Annotated in this window: 19 protein-coding genes and 1 riboswitch; all 19 genes read right to left on the reverse strand. The window is 68.3% G+C overall.

What is annotated here, in order from left to right; all coding sequences use genetic code 11:
• Window positions 1-107: 107 nt before the first annotated feature.
• Complete coding sequence (locus BM140_RS01260) at window positions 108-2,234, reverse strand: TonB-dependent receptor (RefSeq protein WP_425287032.1); 2,127 nt, start codon at window positions 2,232-2,234, stop codon at window positions 108-110.
• Window positions 2,235-2,361: 127 nt separating this feature from the next.
• Window positions 2,362-2,561: riboswitch (cobalamin riboswitch) on the reverse strand.
• Window positions 2,562-2,659: 98 nt separating this feature from the next.
• The gene (locus BM140_RS01265; RefSeq protein ID WP_091941149.1) at window positions 2,660-3,199 is read right to left on the reverse strand and encodes a HupE/UreJ family protein; all 540 of its coding nucleotides are present in this window, start codon (window positions 3,197-3,199) and stop codon (window positions 2,660-2,662) included.
• Between the two features lie 44 nt (window positions 3,200-3,243).
• Entirely contained in the window at window positions 3,244-3,861 is a 618-nt protein-coding gene (gene ureG, locus BM140_RS01270; protein ID WP_091941151.1) for an urease accessory protein UreG, read from the reverse strand.
• Between the two features lie 8 nt (window positions 3,862-3,869).
• A complete protein-coding gene (locus BM140_RS01275; RefSeq protein WP_091941721.1) occupies window positions 3,870-4,565 on the reverse strand; it encodes an urease accessory protein UreF in 696 nt (231 codons plus the stop codon).
• Window positions 4,531-5,031, reverse strand: coding sequence for an urease accessory protein UreE (locus BM140_RS01280; protein ID WP_091941153.1), 501 nt, complete (start codon window positions 5,029-5,031; stop codon window positions 4,531-4,533). The genes BM140_RS01275 and BM140_RS01280 overlap by 35 nt, the downstream gene beginning before the upstream one ends.
• A complete protein-coding gene (ureC, locus tag BM140_RS01285; RefSeq protein ID WP_091941155.1) occupies window positions 5,031-6,743 on the reverse strand; it encodes an urease subunit alpha in 1,713 nt (570 codons plus the stop codon). The genes BM140_RS01280 and ureC overlap by 1 nt, the downstream gene beginning before the upstream one ends.
• 13 nt (window positions 6,744-6,756) lie before the next feature.
• Window positions 6,757-7,647: a DUF1003 domain-containing protein gene (locus tag BM140_RS01290; protein WP_091941156.1), complete on the reverse strand. Its 891-nt coding sequence runs from the start codon at window positions 7,645-7,647 to the stop codon at window positions 6,757-6,759.
• A gap of 22 nt (window positions 7,648-7,669) precedes the next feature.
• Complete coding sequence (locus BM140_RS01295) at window positions 7,670-9,001, reverse strand: solute carrier family 23 protein (protein WP_091941158.1); 1,332 nt, start codon at window positions 8,999-9,001, stop codon at window positions 7,670-7,672.
• Window positions 8,998-9,618, reverse strand: a complete 621-nt coding sequence (locus BM140_RS01300) for an urease subunit gamma (RefSeq protein ID WP_091941161.1) — start codon at window positions 9,616-9,618, stop codon at window positions 8,998-9,000. Before BM140_RS01300 ends, BM140_RS01295 begins: the two co-directional genes overlap by 4 nt.
• 66 nt (window positions 9,619-9,684) lie before the next feature.
• The gene (locus BM140_RS01305) at window positions 9,685-10,479 is read right to left on the reverse strand and encodes an urease accessory protein UreD (RefSeq protein WP_425287036.1); all 795 of its coding nucleotides are present in this window, start codon (window positions 10,477-10,479) and stop codon (window positions 9,685-9,687) included.
• A gap of 143 nt (window positions 10,480-10,622) precedes the next feature.
• Window positions 10,623-11,675 (reverse strand): aliphatic amidase, encoded by a 1,053-nt coding sequence (locus tag BM140_RS01310; RefSeq protein ID WP_091941723.1) that lies wholly within the window; start codon window positions 11,673-11,675, stop codon window positions 10,623-10,625.
• 145 nt (window positions 11,676-11,820) lie between these two features.
• Complete coding sequence (locus tag BM140_RS01315) at window positions 11,821-13,278, reverse strand: carbohydrate porin (RefSeq protein ID WP_091941165.1); 1,458 nt, start codon at window positions 13,276-13,278, stop codon at window positions 11,821-11,823.
• 194 nt (window positions 13,279-13,472) lie between these two features.
• Window positions 13,473-13,790 carry an FmdB family zinc ribbon protein gene (locus BM140_RS01320; protein ID WP_091941167.1) on the reverse strand — a complete coding sequence of 106 codons (318 nt, stop codon included), beginning with the start codon at window positions 13,788-13,790 and terminating at the stop codon, window positions 13,473-13,475.
• Window positions 13,791-13,854: 64 nt separating this feature from the next.
• A complete protein-coding gene (gene fmdA / locus BM140_RS01325; RefSeq protein WP_091941169.1) occupies window positions 13,855-15,084 on the reverse strand; it encodes a formamidase in 1,230 nt (409 codons plus the stop codon).
• A 141-nt stretch (window positions 15,085-15,225) separates the two neighbouring features.
• Window positions 15,226-15,915: an urea ABC transporter ATP-binding subunit UrtE gene (urtE, locus tag BM140_RS01330; RefSeq protein WP_207549418.1), complete on the reverse strand. Its 690-nt coding sequence runs from the start codon at window positions 15,913-15,915 to the stop codon at window positions 15,226-15,228.
• A 73-nt stretch (window positions 15,916-15,988) separates the two neighbouring features.
• Window positions 15,989-16,774, reverse strand: a complete 786-nt coding sequence (gene urtD, locus BM140_RS01335; RefSeq protein ID WP_091941173.1) for an urea ABC transporter ATP-binding protein UrtD — start codon at window positions 16,772-16,774, stop codon at window positions 15,989-15,991.
• A gap of 11 nt (window positions 16,775-16,785) precedes the next feature.
• Window positions 16,786-17,958: an urea ABC transporter permease subunit UrtC gene (urtC, locus tag BM140_RS01340; RefSeq protein ID WP_091941175.1), complete on the reverse strand. Its 1,173-nt coding sequence runs from the start codon at window positions 17,956-17,958 to the stop codon at window positions 16,786-16,788.
• Window positions 17,959-17,970: 12 nt separating this feature from the next.
• Window positions 17,971-18,897, reverse strand: coding sequence for an urea ABC transporter permease subunit UrtB (gene urtB, locus BM140_RS01345; RefSeq protein ID WP_091941177.1), 927 nt, complete (start codon window positions 18,895-18,897; stop codon window positions 17,971-17,973).
• 151 nt (window positions 18,898-19,048) lie between these two features.
• On the reverse strand, window positions 19,049-20,317 hold the full coding sequence (urtA, locus tag BM140_RS01350) for an urea ABC transporter substrate-binding protein (protein WP_091941179.1): 1,269 nt from the start codon (window positions 20,315-20,317) through the stop codon (window positions 19,049-19,051).
• Window positions 20,318-20,507 lie beyond the last annotated feature (190 nt).

Genomic DNA, 20,507 nt, shown 5'->3' on the forward strand with positions numbered 1-20,507 from the left:
TCTTGGGAGGCGGATATATAGTTCGTGATCCGGCCGCTTCGAGCTGCGTCCGGATGCCGTACCTGAATGATGATGCAGGTGCGGCCTCAGCCGCCCCTGCCCGCCCCTCAGAACCGCCCGGCCAGCGTCAGCCGCACGGCGGTGGGCTCGACGGGGTGGAAGTGGCGGTCGTCCCGCGCCTCGCCGCCGGCGAACGGCCGCGACTCGTAGAAGTAGGTGATCTGGTCGGCCTTGGCGTTCGTGAGATTCAGGACGTCGAGGGACAGGCTGATGCCGCTCGCGAAGGTGTAGCCGATCCGGCCGTTGAGGAGCGCGGTCGCCTTCGAGCGCTCCGAATTATCCTCGACGAGCGGTCGCGGGCCGAAATAGCGGAAGCGCAGGGAGCCGAACCAGCCCTCCCCTTCGCCGAAGCTGATCCCGGCCGAGGCGATGGTGGTCGGCGCGTCGGGCACGCGCCCGCCCGCCGGGTCGCGGTCGGAAAAGCGGGCATTCGTCACCGTCAGGTCGCCCTCCAGCTGGAGCCAGGGGGTGAGCGCGTAGCGGTTGGTCCATTCGACGCCGAAGCGGCGGGTCGGGCGGCTCGGTTCGGTGGTGCCGGCATCGCCTACGAACAGGTTCTCGGAGGCAAAATCGAGCCGGAACAGGGCGAGCGCCGTCTCCAATCCGGCAATGGAACGGTTGCGGACGCCGACCTCGGTGCCGGTCGAGGGCACGAGGAAGGGCGCGCGCACCACGGGGGCAAGCGTGTCCGAGGCTTCGACGGTCGCGGTCACGCCGCGCACGTCGTTCGAGTGGAAGCCGCCGCCGTAGTTCAGGTAGAATTCGGTGTCGGCCCACGGTCCGAGCACGAGGCCGAGCTTCGGGTTGACGATGCCGTCGCGGGCGCGCCCCGAATTGGCCGGCGTGTCGGAGCGGACATCGGCGTAGTAGCCGTCGGCGCGGAAGCCCACGCTGGTGCGCAGCCAGTCGGTCCAGCGCACCCGGTTCTCGACGTAGAACGCCGCGCTCGTCTCCAGCACTTGATCGTCGATGACGGCCCGGCGGAACTGCCGCCGCGTGGTGTCGAACAGGCCGACCCGCATCGCGTCGGTGCGGGTCTGGAGGCCGACCTCGTTCTCCATCGGCATCCCGAACAGGTCGCCGGGGACGGTGTGGCTGACCTCCGCCCCGCCGAGCACCCGGTCGTCGAGCTGGCGAAACTGGTCGCCCGTCGTCACGCTGTCGAAGTTGAGGAAATAGGTGAAGTTGTTCCACAGATTCATCCGGTAGCGGATGAGGTAGGCGTTGGCTCTCGTGGTCCCGGCCTCGCCCGTGTGGCTCCAGCGGCCCGACAGCGAGAAGCGGCCGGTGTCGCCGCCGTCGGATGGATCGAGGCTGCCGAAGCGGCCGATCAGGCCCTCCGCCACCGCGCGCTCGGGGATCTGGTTGGTGGCGTTCCACTTCGCCCAATAGGCCATGCCGGTGACGGAGAAGCCGTCGAGGGCCGTGCCCTGGCTGTAGCGCACCACGCCGTTGAGTTTCTTCAGGCGGTCCGGCACGTCCCACGGGCCGTCATAAGTCTGCGCCTCGCCCGCCACGAGGAGGTTGCCTTCGCCCAGCGGCGCGGAGCCGATGGTGAGCGCGCGCCGGTAGCCGAACGAGCCGATCGAGGTCAGCGCGACGGTCTTGGCCACCGTGTCGAGGTAATCGATCCGCACCGAGCCGGCGGAGGCGAAGTCGCCGTCGCGCACGAAGTAGGGGCCCTTGTGGAACTCCACTGCGCCGACGAGTTCGGGGATCAGGAAGTTGAGGTCGGCATAGCCCTGGCCGTGGGCGTGGGTGCGCAGGTTGACCGGCATGCCGTCCACGAACAGGGCGATGTCGGTACCGTGGTCGAGGTTGAACCCGCGCAGGAAGAACTGGTTGGCCTTCCCCTCCCCCGAATGCTGGGTGACGATGAGGCCGGGCACCGCTTCCAGCACCTCGCCGGGGCGGGTGACGGGCCGGGCGTTGACCTGCGCGCCGGAGACGATCCCGCCGCTGGCCGACGCCACCGGGGCAAGCGCGCCGCCGATTCCGGTGACGCCGCCGACGTAACCGGCGCTGGCCGAGAAGGTCGTGGGGGCCGGCTGCGCCTCGCCCGCGACGGAGAGTTCATCGAGGGTGACGGCCTCCTGCGCGCTCGCAGGGAGGGGCAGCAGCGCGACGGCGAGCGCCGCCAGACGGAGGGCGGTCGGGGAACGGGAATCGGACACGGGCAGGAGGCCTCGGGCAACGGCAGTGGCACGTCACCGCGAACGAGGCCGCGGACAGGCATCGACCCGCGCGGGATCGCTGCCGCCCCCGGCAACCCATCGGTGCACCCCGCCCGACGCGCCTCGCGTGTGACCACGGCTGACGGCAGGTCTCCTGGCTCGCGGGTCAGCGCCCTCTCACCGTCTTCCCGGATGCGGCGCATCCAGTGACTTAAGGTGGCGGAAGGCTCGCCGCTTACAGTTGCGGGGGCAGCCGCGGCATCGGGCTTGCGCCCTCACCGCGTTCCCTTTTGATCCCCGAGGGGAACCGTCACGCTTGCGTTAGCACGGCGCCCGCCCGCATCGTCAACGTGCCGCACCGAGCCGCTGCCGCGATCCGTCAGGGTTGTGTCGTGCCTGCGACACCCGGAGCGTCACTCGGAGCGTCACGTCCGCGCGGCTGTGCCGGATTTCGGCAGGATCCGCGTCAGGACGAGCCCGGCGGCGAGGCCGACCGCATGGAGCAGGGTCGTCGCGGCGAGGAAGCCGAGGCCGTAGGCGAACCCGGAGGCGGTCTCCGGCATCTCCGCCCCGTGCGCCGCGCCGTGGAACACCGCGAAGGCGCCCACGAGCCCGGCGAGCGCGGCCAGCGGGATCAGCCGGGCGCAGACCGCCATCACGGCAAACGCCGCGACCGAGGCGAGGATCGCCGGCTCGACGAAGGGCAGGTCGAGGCCGGCGATTGCCGCGCCCGCGCCCGCCGACATCATGCCGAGGAAGGCGGCGGGCAGCAGCCACAGCGCCCGCCCGCCGACGAGGCCGGCGATGACCCCGACCGCGACCATCGCCAGGACGTGGTCGGCGCCGCCGATGGGGTGGGCGAAGCCCGCGGCCCAGCCCATCGCCTCGCCGTGGCCCGGATGGGCCAAAGCCGCGCCGGGCAGGAGTACGAGCGCCGCGGCCGGCACCAGGGAGCGGAAGGTCATGCGGTTTCTCCGGTGGAGCATCATGGTCGGCATCGTTGTCGGCATCATGGGGCAAGGCCCCCGGCCTCGACGACGAAGCGGGCGATGGTGTCGGCCCCGTGGCCTTCGCGCAGAGAGGCGAACACGTAGGGCCGGGTCCCGCGCATGCGGCGGGTGTCGGCCTCCATCACGGTCAGATCCGCGCCGACCAGGGGCGCGAGGTCGGTCTTGTTGACGACGAGGAGGTCCGAGCGGGTGATGCCGGGGCCGCCTTTCCGCGGGATCTTCTCCCCGCCCGCCACGTCGATGACGTAGAGGGTGATGTCGGCGAGTTCCGGTGAGAAGGTCGCGGCGAGGTTGTCGCCGCCGGATTCGATCAGCACCACGTCGAGGCGGGGGAAGCGGCGGCGCATCTCGGCGACCGCCGCGAGGTTGATCGAGGCGTCCTCGCGGATCGCCGTGTGCGGGCACCCGCCCGTCTCGACGCCCATGATCCGCTCCTCGGGCAGTGCCCCGGCCACGGTCAGGAGGCGGGCATCCTCCTTGGTGTAGATGTCGTTGGTGATGGCGCAGATGTCGTAAGCATCGCGCAACCGCTTGCACAGCTGCTCCATCAAGGCCGTCTTGCCGGAGCCGACGGGGCCGCCGATGCCGACGCGCAGGGGGCCGTTCGCGGAAGTCATGGTATCCCTCATGAGCGAAAGATCCGGGAATACTGGGTCTCGTGCCGGAACGAGCCGAGATCGAGCTTGAGCGTACACGAGCCCAGCGCGTCGAGGCCGAGCGGCTCGACCGTTTCGGCAAGTGCCGCCACCCGCGGGGTGAGGGCGGCGACGATTCGGGTGCCGGCCCCCTGCCCGATCGGCGCGACGCGGAGGCCCGCCGAGACGATGGCCTGGACGAAGGCGAGGCCGTAGGCCGCGAGCACCGGCCCGCGCGCCATGCCGTGGGCGGAGGCCGCCGCGCCGACCGCCACCGGCAGCGCCACCGGTCCGGCCAAGGTTTCGGCGACCGCATCGAGGCCCGGGCAGGGCCAAGCGGCCCGCGTCGCGTCGAGGAAGCTGCGGCCCTGCTGGCTCGTCTCCAAATGAAGCTCGCGCGAGGGCGCCAGCGCCAAAGCGAGGTCGTTGACGGCCTCCAGGGCGGCGGCGTCGCCGGCCGCAGCATGGGCGTGAGAGGCCAGAATCAGGTCGTTGCGCCCGGAGCCCCGCTCCAGCACGTCGCCAAGCCAGTCCGACAGACTCGCCTCGTCGGCGACCGCACCGGTCTCCACCGCCCATTCGAGCCCGTGCGAATAGGCGAAGCCCCCGACCGGATAGGCCGGCGACAGCCACGCCATCAGCCGCAGCGCCTCAATCATGGTGGTGATGGCCGTGACCGTGATCATGGCCATGATCGTGACTGTGATCGTGGCCGTGACCGCCCTCGTAGGCCCCGCCCTCGGGCCGGAACGGCCGCTCCACCGGCTCGGCGCTGCCGCCCAAGCCCCGCACCATTTCGGCCAGCACGTGGTCCTGCGCGATCCACACGGCCTCCGCCCCGATCTCGGCGGGGATGTGCCGGTTGCCGATATGCCAGATCAGGCGCTTGAGGGCGTGGTCGGTGGGCGCCCGGATTTCGAGCAGGCGCTCGGGCGCCGCCTCGACCCAGACGAGACGGCCGTCGTCGAGGACGAGGGCATCGCCGTCATCGAGCAGGATCGGGTGGGGCAGATCGAGTAGGAACGCGGTGCCGCCGACCCCGCGCATGGCGATGCGGCGGCGATGCCGGTCGCCGTGGTCGAGCACGACGCGGTCGACGATCTCGCCGCTCGTGAGGGCGTCGCGGCGGATGAGGGTTCGGGCGCGCAGCATCAGAACAGGAAGTAGCGCTGGGCCATCGGCACCACCTCGGCCGGCTCGCAGACCAAGAGTTCGCCGTCGGCGCGCACGTCGTAGGTCTCGGGGTCGATCTCGATCACCGGTGTCGCGTCGTTGAGGATCATGCTCTTTTTCGAGATACCGCCCCGCACGTTCTCGACGGCGACCAGCTCCTTCTGCACGCCCAGCCGCGCGCGCAGGCCGTCCTCGACCGCGGCTTTCGAGACGAAGGTCAGCGCCGTGGCGAAGGGCGCCCGGCCGTGAGCGGCGAACATCCGGCGGTAATGCACCGGCTGGGGCGTCGGGATCGAGGCGTTGGGGTCGCCCATCGGGGCGGTGGCGATCATGCCCCCCTTCAGCACGAGGTCGGGCTTCACGCCGAAGAAGGCGGGCGTCCACAGCACGAGGTCGGCAAGCTTGCCGGGCTCCACCGAGCCGATGTGCCGCGACACGCCGTGGGCGATCGCCGGGTTGATCGTGTACTTGGCGACGTAGCGGCGGGCGCGCAGGTTGTCGTTGCCCGAAGCGTCGCCCGGCAAGGCGCCACGCTGGCGCTTCATCTTGTCGGCGGTCTGCCACGTGCGGATCACCACCTCGCCGACCCGGCCCATCGCCTGGCTGTCCGAGGACATCATCGAGAGCGCGCCGATGTCGTGCAGGATGTCCTCGGCCGCGATGGTCTCGCGGCGGATGCGGCTCTCGGCGAAGGCCAGATCCTCGGGGATCGCCGGGTCGAGGTGGTGGCACACCATCAGCATGTCGAGATGCTCGTCGATGGTGTTCTTGGTGTAGGGGCGCGTCGGGTTCGTCGACGACGGGAGGACGTTTTCGAGCCCCGCTACTTTCATGATGTCCGGCGCGTGGCCGCCGCCCGCCCCTTCGGTGTGGAAGGCGTGGATGGTGCGGCCCTTGAAGGCGGCGATCGTGTCCTCGACGAAGCCGCCTTCGTTGAGGGTGTCGGAGTGGATCATCACCTGCACGTCGTGGGCGTCGGCCACCGTGAGGCAGGTGTCGATGGCCTGCGGGGTCGTGCCCCAATCCTCGTGGAGTTTCAGCGCGCAGGCGCCGGCCCGCACCATCTCCTTCAGGGCGCCCGGCAGCGAGGCGTTGCCCTTGCCGGCGAACGCCAGGTTCATCGGGAAATGGTCGGCGGCCTCGATCATCCGGGCGATGTGCCAGGGCCCCGGCGTGCAGGTGGTGGCCAGCGTCCCGTGCGCCGGCCCGGTGCCGCCGCCCAGCATGGTGGTGACGCCGGAGCAGAGCGCCTCCTCGATCTGCTGCGGACAGATGTAGTGGATGTGGCTGTCGAAGCCGCCCGCGGTGAGGATCTTCCCTTCGCCGGCAATGACTTCCGTGCCCGGTCCGACGACGATGTCCACGCCCGGCTGGATGTCCGGGTTGCCGGCCTTGCCGAGCCGGACGATGCGGCCCCCTTTCAGGCCGACATCGCATTTCACGATGCCCCAATGGTCGAGCACCACCGCGTTGGTGATGACGGTGTCGACCGCGCCCGCGGCGTTCGTCACCTGGCTCTGGCCCATGCCGTCGCGGATCACCTTGCCGCCGCCGAACTTCACCTCCTCGCCGTAGGTGGTGAGATCGCGCTCGACCTCGATCGTGAGGCTCGTGTCGGCGAGCCGGATGCGGTCGCCGACGGTCGGCCCGAACATGGCGGCGTAGGCGCTTCGGGGAAGGCGGGCGGACATGGGCGGGCTCGCTTCAGAGGGGGCCGGATCGACCAAGCAGGGAGGGTGCCGGGGCGGCGTCGAGCGTATCGGCACCCGCCGCCTCCGGTTGCGGCGCGCGGGCGGATTTCGGCCGCTTGCGGCGCACCACCTTCTTCACCTTGACGGTGGGCTTGCGGGCGACGCGGGCGCGCATCTCCTGCAGCATCTCGAGCTGGATCTGCTGGATCTCGGCCAGCCGCTCCCACTGCTTGGTGACGAGATGGTCCATCTTCTCGTGCAGGTGCCGGATTTCCAGCTCGGCCTTCAGGTTGACCTGATAGTCGTTGTTCGAGCGCAAGCGATCCTTCTTCTCCTGCCGGCTCTGGCTCATCATGATGATCGGCGCCTGGATCGCCGCGAGGCAGGACAGGACGAGGTTGAGCAAGATGAACGGATAGGGGTCGAACGCCGCCGCCGCCCCCATGGCGACGTTCACCGCCATCCACGTGAGCAGCACGACGGCGAAGCTGATCAGGAAAGCCCAGGAACCGCCGAAGGCCGCGAGCCCGTCCGAGACCCGCTCGCCGAAGCTGCGGTGCTCGTCGTAATCCTCCTCGATGTTCTCGGCGATGATGTCCTGCGCCGCGATGCTCTCGGCCACCTGCCGGTCGAGGTCGGAATACTCGCCCCGCTCCTCTGCCAAGAGTTCGGCGACGAAGCGGCTGCGGTACTTGGCGAGTTCGTTGAGGCCGATCAGCGCGTCGTCGGTCAGGTCGGGGAAGTCGGCGCGGATATGGTCGGCGAGCGCCGGGCGCAGCGTCGCGACCCGCACGAGGTTGCGCCGGTTCATCGTGACGCCGCTGAGGGCACAGACGCCGCGCTTGGCCTTCGCCGGTTGCGGCGAAGGAGCGTCCCCGTTCGCCTCTGCCTCGATCACCGCCATGCCTTGTCCACCGCGCACAGCTCTACGCGGCCCGCGTAACGGAGGCGGGCGCGGGAGTCACCTCGTCGGCGCGGCCCCCGTCGCGGGGCCCGGCCCCGAGCAGGTGATAGACGAGGATCGCCCCGAAGGTCGCGGTGCCGATGCCGCCGAGCGCGAAATCGCCGAGCCGCACCGTCAGGTCGCCCGCGCCCGCGATCAGCGCCACCGCGGCGGTGACGAGGTTGCGGGCGTCGGAAAAGTCGGTCCGGTCCTGCACCCAGATGCGTCCGCCGGTGGCGGCGATCAGGCCGAACACCACGAGCGCCAGCCCGCCGACGACCGGCCCGGGGATCGTCAGCACCAGGGCGCCGAATTTCGGCGAGAAGCCGAGCAGAATCGCGAAGCCCGCCGCAGCGACGAAGACCAGCGTCGAGTAGATGCGGGTGACCGCCATCACGCCCATGTTCTCGGCGTAAGTCGTCACGCCGGTGCCGCCGCCGAACCCGGAGAGGATCGTGGCGAGCCCGTCGGCGAGGAAGCCGCGGCCGATCAGGGGATCGTAGTCGCGCCCCGTCATCGCGGCGATGCCCTTGATATGGCCGAGGTTCTCCGCGACGAGGATGAGGGCGACCGGCGCGATCAGCACCATCGCGGGCGCAGAAAAAACCGGCGCCGAGAAGAGGGGCAGGCCGATCCAGGCGGCCTCGGAGAGCCGAGCGAAGTCGATGGATTTGGCGAGCCCCAGCCCGTTGGCGAGGACGAGGTAGAGCCCGTAGGCGATGCCCGCCCCGATCAGGATCGGCAGGCGCCGCGCCATCCCACGCCCGCGCACCGCCACGAGCCCGACCAGCAGCGCCGTCACCAGCCCCATTGCGGTGTCGAAGCCGGAGCCCGAAATGCTCTTCACGGCGACGGGGGCGAGGTTGAGCCCGATCGCCGCGACGATGGCGCCGGTGACCACGGGCGGCATCAGCCGCTCGATCCAGGCGGTGCCCGACAGGTGCACCGCGACCCCGATGGCGGCGTAGAGCGCGCCGCAGGCGACGATGCCGCCGAGCGCCACGCCGATATTGGGGTTCGGCCCGGTGCCGGCATAGCCGGTGGCGGCGATCACCACGGCGATGAAGGCGAAGCTGGAGCCGAGATAGGACGGCAGCCGCCCGCCCGTCAGCCCGAAGAACAGCAGCGTGCCGATGCCGGAGAACAGGATCGCGGTGTTGGGATCGAACCCCATCAGGATCGGCGCCAGCGCGGTCGAGCCGAACATGGCCACGACATGCTGGAGCCCGAGCACCAGCGTCTGCCCGGTGGGCAACCGCTCGTCGGGCGCGACCTCGCCGGAGGTTTTCAGGCGCCAGTGGGGAAAGGTGTTCACAGCCGGCCCATCACCTCGCCGCGGAAACCGTAGACGGTGCGGGTGCCCGACAGCGGCACCAAAGTCACCTCGCGGGTCGAGCCCGGCTCGAACCGCACGGCGGTGCCCGGCGCGATGTCGAGGCGCTGGCCGCGGGCCTTTTCCCGGTCGAAGCGCAAGCCGGGGTTCACTTCGTAGAAGTGGTAGTGCGAGCCGACTTGGATCGGTCGGTCGCCGGTGTTGGCGACCGTGACCACGGTGCGCGGCGCGCCCGCGTTGAGCTCGATCTCGCCGGGCAGCGTCGTCACTGTGCCCGGCACGTCGTCGGAGGCCGCGCCGCGGATCGGGTGATGGACGGTGACGAGCTTGGTGCCGTCAGGGAACGTCGCCTCGACCTGGATGTCGTGGATCATCTCGGGGATGCCCGGCATCACCTGATCGGCGGTGAGCACGTGGGCGCCGGCCTGCATCAGTTCGGCCACCGAGCGCCCGTCGCGGGCGCCCTCGACCACGACATCGGTGATGAGCGCCACCGCCTCCGGGTGGTTGAGCTTGACGCCCCGCGCCAGCCGGTTGCGTGCCACCTGCGCCGCCATGGCGACCAGCAGCTTGTCTTTCTCGCGGGGGGTGAGGAGCACGGGCGCTCTCCGGATTCTTGTTCGATTTCGCGCGGATCATGCATGGAGCGTGCGAGAGCGCTACCCTCAGCTCTGCCAGACGCGGGGCATCGGCACGCCGCGATAGGCGGTGAGGAAACGCGCCGTCAGCTCGCGGAGCGCCCCGATTTCGGGCCCGAGCAGGCGCACGACAAGGTGTCCGTTCCAGGCGCTCGCGGCGGCCTCGGTGGGGCCGGGGCCGGGGCCGGCGGCGTCGAGGTGGGCGCGGGCCTCCTCGATCCGCGCTTCCGCGCCGGGCGAACAATCGAGGATCGTGCCCATCGCCCGCGCCCCGCCACCGAGCGCCGCGCGGGCGAGCAGGTCCGAGACCGGGCCCTCCAGCCGCACCGTGTCGGCGTAGACGAGTTTCCCGTTGCGCCGCACCCGCCAGACGTCCTCGAACAGGGCCTCCTGCAGCGTCTCGCCCCGCGCGGCGCGGCCGAAGGCGACGATCTCGGCGACGAGGAGGGCGGAATCGGCGGCGAGATCGGCCTCGAAACTTCGCCTGAGCCGCGCGCGGTCGAACAGGATCGTCTCCTGCGGCAGCCAGGCGAGGCGGGCACCCTCCCCCAGATCGAGGCGGTTGCGCACGTGGCTGACCGGGCCGTCGGACCGGTAGACCTTTTCCGCCGCCACGGTGGTCAGCACGAGGTCGGCGCCCGGATCGAGCCGGGCGGAGACGGAAAAATCGTCGCCGCAGGCGATGCCGCCCGCGGTGTTGACCAGAATGCCCTCCATCGTCCCGGCCTCCCGGGGGAAGCGCAGGCGCGAGGGGCCGGATTCGGCGATGTCGCGCAGCCGCGTCGGGCCGCCGCGCAGGGCCGGCCCGACATGGAGATCGATGCTTCCGCGCGAGCGCTGCCGCGATGGGGGGGCGGGAGGGGGTGGGGCAGCGTGGATGGTTCGGGCCCTCAGGCAATGACGGGGCCGTCCGGCCCCTTCCCTTCCTGGCGCGGCCGCGCCCGCCGGGCAACCGGTCGACGCCCCTAGCGCGGGTCGGGCGGCCCCTCCCCCTTGCCGACGAAGGGGATGCCCTCGATCGGGCATTCCTCGGTGCCCACACTTGAGCGGGTGATGGCGCGCACCGCGTCGCGGGTGGCGTCGGGGTCCTCGATCCAGCGGCGGTAGAAATCGTAGGGGCATTCCGACAGGCCGTGCCGGTTCTCCTTCGAGTTGATCATCCCCGTGTAGCCGCGGTGCAAGAGCTTGAAGAGGTGGTTCTCCGACTGGCCGTGGGCGCGGAAATCGCGGATCAGGAATTTCGAGAGCGCCGCGTACTGGATGCCCATCGGCTCCTCGCCGCATTCGCCGAGCGTGCGGCCGTCGAAGCCGATGATCGCCGAGTGGCCGAAGTAGCTGTAGACGCCGTCGAAGCCCGCGGCGTTCGCCACCGCGACGTAGGTGTTGTTGGCAAACGCCATCGCCTTCGAGATCAGCACCTGCTGTTCTTTGGCCGGATACATGTAGCCCTGGCAGCGGATGATGAGTTCGGCCCCGCGCATGGCGCAGTCGCGCCAGATCTCGGGATAGTTGCCGTCGTCGCAGATGATGAGGCTGATCTTGAGGCCTTTCGGCCCGTCCGAGACGTAGGTGCGATCACCCGGATACCAGCCCTCGATCGGGGTCCAGGGCATGATCTTGCGGTATTTCTGGACGATCTCGCCCTCATCGTTCATCAGGATGAGGGTGTTGTAGGGCGCCTTGTGCGGGTGCTCCTCGTGCCGCTCGCCCGTGAGCGAGAACACGCCCCAGACCTTCGCTTTCCGGCAGGCATCGGCGAAGATGTCCGTTTCCGCTCCCGGAATCGCCGAGGCGGTCTCGTACATCTCTTCGGCGTCGTACATGATGCCGTGGGTCGAATACTCCGGAAAAATCACGAGATCGAGGCCGGGCAGGCCGGCCTTCATGCCGACGATCATGTCGCCGATCTTCTTCGCGTTCTCGATCACCTCGGCCTTCGTATGCAGGCGCGGCATCGTGTAGTTCACGACGGCCACGCCGACGCTGTCCTGGCTCGATGAGATGTCGCCGTGCATCATGGCGTTGTCCTCCACTCATGAATTCTTGGGCCCCCGCGACTGCGGGGCGTCCGCCGAACGCAGGACTGCCGACCATCGGTCGGCAGTCCTGCCACTTGCTTCGAAGAGGAGCCGCGGGATCGCGCCCGCGGCCCGTATCGAGCCTTCAGCCCGGCGCGAGGCCGAGCAGGGTGCCCAGCGGCACGACGAGGGTGAAGCCGCCGTAGAAGCCGTCCTTGGCGCGGCGCGCCGTGTAGGGGTTCCAGAACGAGTTCGGGTTGACGACGTACTGGACCACGGGCTCGAGGATCACGCCCTTGCCGATGTCGAGATGCGCGTTGGCCTCGAAGATCAGCTTGTCGCGGGAATACGGGGCGCCGGAGCCGCCGGAGATGAAGTTCGCGTCCGCCAGGAACTGGGTGTAGTTCTCGTTGAGGCGCTGCCAGTTGACCTTGAGCCCGTAGGTGTCGTTCGGCCGGCTCTGGTCGGGGGCTTCCAAGAGCACGCCCGCGAACGAGTTGAAGCGGATCGGGATCGTCGGGTCGAAGGCGTAGCCGGTGCCGGTGTAGACCGAGATCGCGGTCGGATGCAGGTTGAGGTCGCCCTTGGTGACGAGCCCGCCGTCCGCCCGCCACACCGTCTGCGCGCCGGTGAGCACGACGCCCGACGTGCCCGACTTCTGCAGCACCGGATCGCCGGGGTTGAGGCCCTTCGAGGTGCCGAACACGGTCTTGAAGTTGTCGTCGTGGTCGGCGGTGTTGACGAAGCCGGTGAGCGAGACGCGGCCGGGATAGGCGCTGGTGGCGTAGGTGGTCTTGGTGCCGATCTCGGTCATGATCAGCGCGCCGGCGATGCGCTCGTAGCCCCAGTCGTAGCCGGACAGGACGTTGGTGTTGGGGTTCACCGTGAAGGCGCCGGCCTGGATGTAGCTCGTCGGCGAGAGCTGGTAGGCGACGTTGGCGCCCCAGACCGCGAAGAGCGGCGAGGTGAAGCCGGCGTTGAAGTAGAACAGGTCCTGGAAGCAGGAGTTGATCGAGTTGCACGGCGGCAGGCCGTAATACCGGTCCGGGTGGGTGCGGCCGAACTCCACCACGAGGCGGTCGTCGAACAGCTTCTGCTCGTAGGTGAGCAGCGACAGGCGGTTGTCGTTGGGGGTGTAGGGCGGCTGGTAGCCGACGGTGGTGTCGCCGATATCGGCGGCGTGGTTGGTGTTGCGGACAAGCCCGAAGAAGGTCTGGGTGAACTTGATCGTGCCGCCACTGATGTTGGCGAGCCGCTGCATGTCGGCGCTCATCGACAGCACGAAATAGGCCGAGTTCGATTGCTCGCCGGTGCGCAGGCCGGCGGTCGGGTTGGCTTGGTAGAAGTCGTAGATGTTGACGTCGAAGGTGAGGCCGCGGGCGGCCATGTCGGTCGCCCAGGGGGCGAGCGGGCCGACGCGGACGGGGTCGGTGGGCTTGGCGGCGATGGCGGGATCGGTGCGCGGCTGCGTCTGATCGTTGAACTGGCCGACCGGCGAGGGCTGCTGCGCCTGCGCCGCCGTCCCGCTCAAGGCCAGGCCGGCTGCCAGTATGAGGCCGGTGCCCCGGCGGTGTCGTCGTGCTCGTCTCGTCGTATTGCGCATTGTCGGTCCCCAACCCGTGCTCTGCGCCGGCCGGTCACCACGGGGTGGTCCCCCGCTTGTCGTGAGCGGTCGGCGGCTCCCTCGCGGAGCGATCTTTTCGGAATGTTCCTCCCGGATTGGATGCGGCGGCCGGTTCGGGCTCGTCGCGGAAGGCGGCCGGATGGCGCCGGCCGCCTGGAAGTCAGAGCGCGGTCCTAGTGGCTGATCATCCAGGGCCGGGCGTTCGGAAAGCTCTTGGCCGCCGCGGGGGCGGAGGCCGTCTTCTTGGGCGAGCAGCAGCCGCAGCCCGCGCCGTGGGCACCCGAGCGCCGCGGTTCGTGGCGGCTGCGCTCGTTGGTGGCGTGGGCGGCCTTGAGCCCCGCATCCATGCCGGCGATGCGCGGGGCGGTGAGGAAGGCGCGCTGGCATGCCCCGCCGCAATCCGGGCAGTCGTGCGGGTCCTTGAACTGCGCCATCGGGCGCAGGACGGTGAAGGGGCCGCAAGACTCGCAGGAATAGTCGTAGACGGGCATCGGAAGCGCTCTCAGGCAAAGTGTGTGCGGTTTGCCGCCCGGAGAGCGCGGCAAACCAAGAAGACTACAGATCCGGCGAGAGCGGCATCTGGACGGACCCATCCAAGAACTTCGTCGGCCCGGCCGCGGACGGGTTGATGTCGAAGTCGAAGATGCCGGTCGGTATCCAGAGGGTCGCGCAGGCGTTGGGGATGTCGACGACGCCGGAGATGTGGCCCTGGACCGGGGCGGTGCCGAGGATCGAGTAGGCCTGCGCCCCCGAATATCCGAACTTCTTCAGGTACTCGATCGCGTTGAGGCAGGCTTGGCGATAGGCCACCGTCACGTCGAGGTAATGCTGCTTGCCGTACTCATCGACGGACACGCCCTCGAAGATCAGGTGGTCGTCGTATTTCGGCGTGATCGGCGAGGGCTTGAAGATCGGGTTTCGGATCCCGTACTTGGCCATGCCGTCCTTGATCAGGCTCACCTTGAGATGGACCCAGCCGGCCATCTCGATGGCGCCGCAGAAGGTGATCTCGCCGTCGCCCTGGCTGAAATGCAGGTCGCCCATGGAGAGGCCCGCCCCTGGCACGTAGACCGGGAAGTAGATCTTCGAGCCGCGCGACAGGTCCTTGATGTCGCAATTGCCGCCGTGCTCGCGCCCCGGCACCGTGCGGGCGCCGGTGGCCGCCGCGGCCTCCTTCGCCTCGCCCTTCAGGCGGCCCATATGCGCGGTCGGGCCGAAGGGCAGCGTGGCGAGCGCCGGCACCCGCTCCGGATTGGTGTCGAACAGCGCCTTCTCGCGGGTGTTCCACGTTTCCAGCATCTTCGGATCGGGCAGGCAGCCGATCAGGCCCGGATGGATCAGGCCGGGGAAGCGCACGCCGGGCACGTGGCGGGACTTGGTGAACATCCCTTCGAAGTCCCAGATCGACTTCTGGGCCTGCGGGAAGTGCTCGTCGAGGAAGCCGCCGCCGTTGTTCTTCGAGAAGAAACCGTTGAAGCCCCACTGCGATTCGGGCTTGGCGCCGATGTCGAGGAGATCGACCACCAGCAGATCGCCGGGCTCGGCGCCCTCGACGCCGATGGGGCCCGACAGGAAGTGGACGATCGACAGGTCGATGTCGCGCACGTCGTCGGCGGAATCGTTGTTCTTGATGAAGCCGCCGGTCCAGTCGTAGGTCTCGACGATGAAGTCGTCGCCGGGTTTCACGGTCGCGACCATCGGGATGTCGGGGTGCCAGCGATTGTGCACCATGTCGTTGTCGTAGGCCGATTGCGTGAGATCGACCTTGATCAGCGTCTCGGGCATGTCCTTCGCGCGCTCCTCTGGATTTTAGACAGCCGTCCCCGTTGCGTGTCCGGGGTGGGGCCGGCCGCTCTTGGTGAAGTCGTGAACTCGGCGTCGTCCGACGCGCTCTCCTCCCCGCAAGGGGGAGGGGAAATGGCGGCGCTAGACCGACAGGAAGCGGGCGACCTGCGCCTCGTCGATGTCGGCCCGTAGACTTTCGTGGACGATCGAACCGTTCTCGATGACGAGCACCCGGTCGGCGACATCCATGGCGAAGCTCAGCACCTGCTCCGAGACGACGATCGAGAGCCCGCGCTCGTCGCGGATCTTCTTCAGCGTCCGGCCCATCTCGCGGATGATCGAGGGTTGGATGCCCTCGGTCGGCTCGTCGAGGAGCAGAACCTTCGGGTTCGAGGCGAGCGCCCGGGCGATGGCGAGCTGCTGCTGCTGCCCGCCCGAGAGGTTGCCGCCGCGCCGGCCCTTCATCTCCAACAGCACCGGGAACATCGTGTAGAGGTCCTGCGGCACTTTTCGCGACTTGGTGACGGTCAGCCCGGTCTCAATGTTCTCCTGCACCGTCATGGTGGAAAAGATCATCCGGCCCTGCGGCACGTAGGCGAGGCCGGCAGCCACGCGCTGGTGGCTCTTCATCGCCGTCACGTCGGTGCCCTCGACGGTGATCCGGCCGGACTTCGTCGGCACGATGCCCATCAGGGTCTTCATGAGCGTCGACTTGCCCATGCCGTTGCGGCCCATCACGGCGACGATCTCAGCCTGAGCGACCGAGAGGTCGATGCCGTGCAGCACCTCGCTCTGGCCGTAGGCCGAATGAAGGTCGGCGATCGCCAGCATCGGCGCGGCGCCGGCCAGGACCGGCGGCACGGGGGAGGTATGGGGGGCGGTCTGAAGCATCTTCGCCTGTCCTTCAGTGACCGAGATAGACTTCGACGACCTTCGGGTCGGTCTTGACCCGCTCCATCGAGCCCTCCGACAGGACACGCCCCTGGTGCAGCACCGTGACCCGGTGGGCGATGTCTTCGACGAACTTCATGTCGTGCTCGATCACCAGCACCGAGCGGCCCTTGATGATCTGGTTGAGGAGTTCGGCGGTCTTGATGCGCTCGCCCACGCTCATGCCGGCGACCGGCTCGTCGAGCATGAGGAGTTCCGGGTCCTGGATCAGCAACATGCCGATCTCCAACCACTGCTTCTGGCCGTGGCTGAGGAATTCGGCCCGCTCGTCGAGCTGGTCCTTCAGGAAGATGGTCTGCGCGATCTCGTGAATGCGGTCGCGCACCTCCGCATCGCGCTTGAAGGTGAGCGCACCGAACACCGAGCGCCCGCGGGGGAACGAGATTTCGAGATTCTCGAACACCGTCAGGTCGTCGTAGATCGACGGCGTCTGGAACTTGCGCCCCACGCCCGCCTGGACGATGGCGCTCTCGGAGAGCCTCGTCAGCTCCTGGCCCTTGTACTTGATCGAGCCGGAGCTGGCCTTGGTGCGCCCGCAGATCAGGTCGAGCACCGTGGTCTTGCCGGCGCCGTTGGGGCCGATGATGACCCGGATCTCGTCCGGATCGACGTAGAACGACACGTCGTTGACCGCCTTGAAGCCGTCGAAGGAGACGGTGAGCCCCTCGACTGCGAGCAGGAAGTTCTTGTCGTCCGCCGGCGTGCCGATGAGGGTCGAGGGGAGAAGGGCCGCGTTCATGGGTCTCGTCCTCACTCGGCGGGGGCGCCGTGGGCCGGCAGCACGGGGGTAGGGGTCGGCGTCAATCCCTTGGCCTTGCGGAACAGTCGGGGCTCGACATGCTCGCGCCAGAGGCCGGCGAGACCGTTGGGGAAGGCGAGCACCACGGCGATGAACAGGGCGCCCAGTCCGAACAGCCACAGGTCGGGGAAGGACTCGGAGAACGAGGTCTTGGCGTAGTTGACGAGCAGCGTGCCCCAGACCGCGCCGAACAGCGACAGGCGCCCGCCGACCGCGGCGTAGATCACCATCTCGATGGAGGGCACGATGCCCACGAAGGAGGGCGACATGAACCCGACCTGCAGGGTGAACATCGCCCCACCCACCGCCGCGAAGGCCGCCGCGAGGCAGAAGGCGAACACCTTGAAGCCCGCCACCGAGTAGCCGGAGAACCGCACCCGGTCCTCCTTCTCGCGCATCGCCACGAGGATGCGCCCGAGCTTCGAGCGCTTCACGTACTGCGCCATCAGGATGCAGCCGATCAGCAGCCCGCCGTTGACGAAGTAGAGGATGACCTTCGCGCTGTCGGTGCGGATGTCCCAGCCGTGGAGCGTGCGCAGATCGGTGATGCCGTTGATGCCTCCCGTATAGCCCTGCTGGCCGACGATCAGGATCGTCAGGATCGCGGCGATGGCCTGGGTGATGATGGCGAAGTAGGTGCCGCCGACGCGGCGCTTGAACATCGCCACCGAGATGAGGAAGGCGAAGGCCACCGGCACCGCGACGACGAGGAGGAGCGTCAGCGGCAGGCTTTTGAAGGGCTGCCAGAACCACGGGATCGCGGTGATCTGGTTCCAGTCCATGAAGTCCGGGATGCCCGGCGTCGACTGGATTTTCGTATTTTCAACGCTTGAAGCTTCGAGCTTCAAGTACATGGCCATGCAATAGCCGCCCAATCCAAAGAAAACGCCCTGGCCGAGCGATAGGATGCCGGCATAGCCCCAGCAGATGACGAGGCCCAAAGCCACGAAGGCGTAGGTGAGGTACTTGCCGACGAGGTTGAGGCGGAAGCCGTCGAGGGCGAGCGGCAGGACCACGAGGACGACGCCGGCCAGCAGCGCGAGGCTGACCCATTCCATCGGCTTCATGAAGGGATTGTCGTTGACCGTCACGGCCTTCGACAGGGACTGAATGGGGCTCGTCATCGGGGGCGCTCCTCAGCGACGGACCTTGAGGGTGAACAGGCCCTGCGGCCGCAGCATCAGGATTCCCACCACCGCGAGCAGGGTGAGCACCTTGGCCATCGAGCCGGAGAGGAAGAATTCGAGGGTCGACTGGGTCTGCGAGATCGAGAAGGCCGAGGCGATGGTGCCCAGCAGGCTCGCCGCGCCGCCGAAGACCACGATCAGGAAGGTATCGACGATGTAGAGCTGGCCCGAGGTCGGCCCGGTGGAGCCGATCATGGTGAAGGCCGAGCCGGCGATGCCGGCGATGCCGCAGCCCAGCCCGAAGGTGTAACGGTCCACCTTCTCGGTATCGATGCCGACGGCGCCGGCCATCGGGCGGTTGCTCATCACGGCGCGGATCTGCGCGCCGAACCGCGAGCGGTAGATCAGGAGAGCGACGCCGAGCGTGATGACGGTGGTGACCGCGATCACGAACAGGCCGTTGATCTGCACCTCGATCGAGTCGGTGACGGGGATCGAGCCCATCATCCACGAGGGCAGCTCGACGCCGACCTCGCGCGGTCCGAAGATCGAGCGGTAGGCCTGCTGCAGGATCAGCGACAGGCCCCAGGTCGCCAGCAAGGTGTCGAGCGGGCGCTTGTAGAGGTGGCGGATCAACGCCCACTCGACCAGCATCCCTAGCGCCCCGGAGGCCAGGAAGGCGAGCGCCATCGCGATGAAGAAGTAGGCGCCGAAGAGCGACGGCAGGTGCGTCTGGAAGAAGCCGGAGCACAGATAGGTGACGTAGGCCCCGAGAATCATGAACTCGCCGTGGGCCATGTTGATGACGCCCATCTGGCCGAAGATGATCGCGAGACCCAGCGCCATCAGCACGTAGACCGAGAACAGGATCAGGCCCGCGAAGCCCTGCATCACGAAGATCGAGCTGAGGTCTGCGAGCGAGTATTCGCCGAACATGGAAGGCGTCTCCGGCGGAGGATTTTTGGGAATCAGCAAGAGGTGGGCCACGCGTCTCCCCTCTCCACCCAGATCGGGCCTGCCCGATCCGGGCAAGCAAGGTGCGGATCTCGGGCGAGCCCGAGATCCGTGGGGAGGGGAAATGTCGCGACTACTGGTACCCCTTCGGGAAGGGGTTCGGCTCGATCAGCTCGGGGCTCTCGTAGACCACCTCGAACTGGCCCGTGGGCAGGGCCTTGGCGACGCGGGTCTTGGACCAGAGGTGATGGTTCTCGTGGATCTTCACGTAGCCTTCCGGCGCCTGCTTGAACTCGATGCCGGGCGAGGCCGCGACGACCTTGTCGACATCGAACGAGCCGGCCTTCTCGACCGCCATCTTCCACAGGAACGGCCCGAGATAGGCCGCCTGGGTCACGTCGCCGATGACGGTCTTCTCGCCCCACATCTTCTTGAAGGCGGCGACGAAGGCCTCGTTGTTCGGGTTCTTGAGTGACTGGAAGTACTTCATGCAGGAATAGGCGCCGGCGATGTTGTCGCCGCCGATGCCGTCGATCTCGTCCTCGGTGACCGAGATCGTCAGCAGGGTCTGCTTGGAGAGATCGATGCCCGCCGCCTTGAGCTGCTTGTAGAACGCCACGTTCGAACCGCCGACCACGTCGGCGAAGATCACGTCCGGCTTCTTGAGCTTGATCTTGTTGATCACCGAATTGAATTGCGTGTGTCCGAGGGGGAAGTATTCCTCGCCGACCACCGAGCCCTTGAGCACGTTCTCGACATGCTTGCGGGCGATCTTGTTCGAAGTGCGCGGCCAGATGTAGTCCGAGCCGATCATGAAGAAGGTCTTGGCGCCCTTCTCCTTGTGGACCCAATCGAGCGAGGCGAGGATCTGCTGCGTCGCCTCCTGGCCGGTATAGATGACGTTCTTGGACTGCTCCAGGCCCTCGTAGAAGGTCGGGTAGTACAGCAGGCCGTTATACTGCTCGAACACCGGCAGCGCGGCCTTGCGCGAGGCCGAGGTCCAGCAGCCCATCACCGCGGCGCAATGATCGTTGACGAGGAGCTTCTTGGCCTTCTCGGCGAAGGTCGGCCAATCGGAGGCGCCGTCCTCCTGGATCACCTTGATCTTGCGCCCGAGCACGCCGCCGGCCTCGTTGATCTGGGCGATGGCGAGCTTCTCGGCCTGGATCGAGCCGGTCTCGGAGATCGCCATCGTGCCGGTGGCCGAGTGCAGGATGCCGACGGTGACCTCGGTGTCGGTGACGGCAAGACCCGTGGTGTTGACGGCCGAGGTCGGCGGAGCGGCGGCAAACGACGGCCGCGGCATCAGCGCGAGCGCGGGCAGGCCGGCCATGCCCATCAGGAGCTTGCGCCGCAGCGGCGAGCGCAGGCCGTTCTCGGTGTCGGAAATGTCCTTCGCCATTCTGCCAGCCCTGTGACCTCTCGTCCGGCGGCTCTTGGGACGGCCGCGGATCGACGAGGTGCAGGCTAGGCCGCACATTGCGTCGCAGCCTATACGCTGTTCTGCGTATGGTTCGGCGCTCTGCCCAAGCGCAGGATGGCCGTCCTTCGATCGAAATCCTCCGGCACGTCCGCCCGACGCGCACGGCTCT

The organism is Methylorubrum salsuginis (assembly GCF_900114375.1).
In the GTDB taxonomy this organism is placed as follows: domain Bacteria; phylum Pseudomonadota; class Alphaproteobacteria; order Rhizobiales; family Beijerinckiaceae; genus Methylobacterium; species Methylobacterium salsuginis.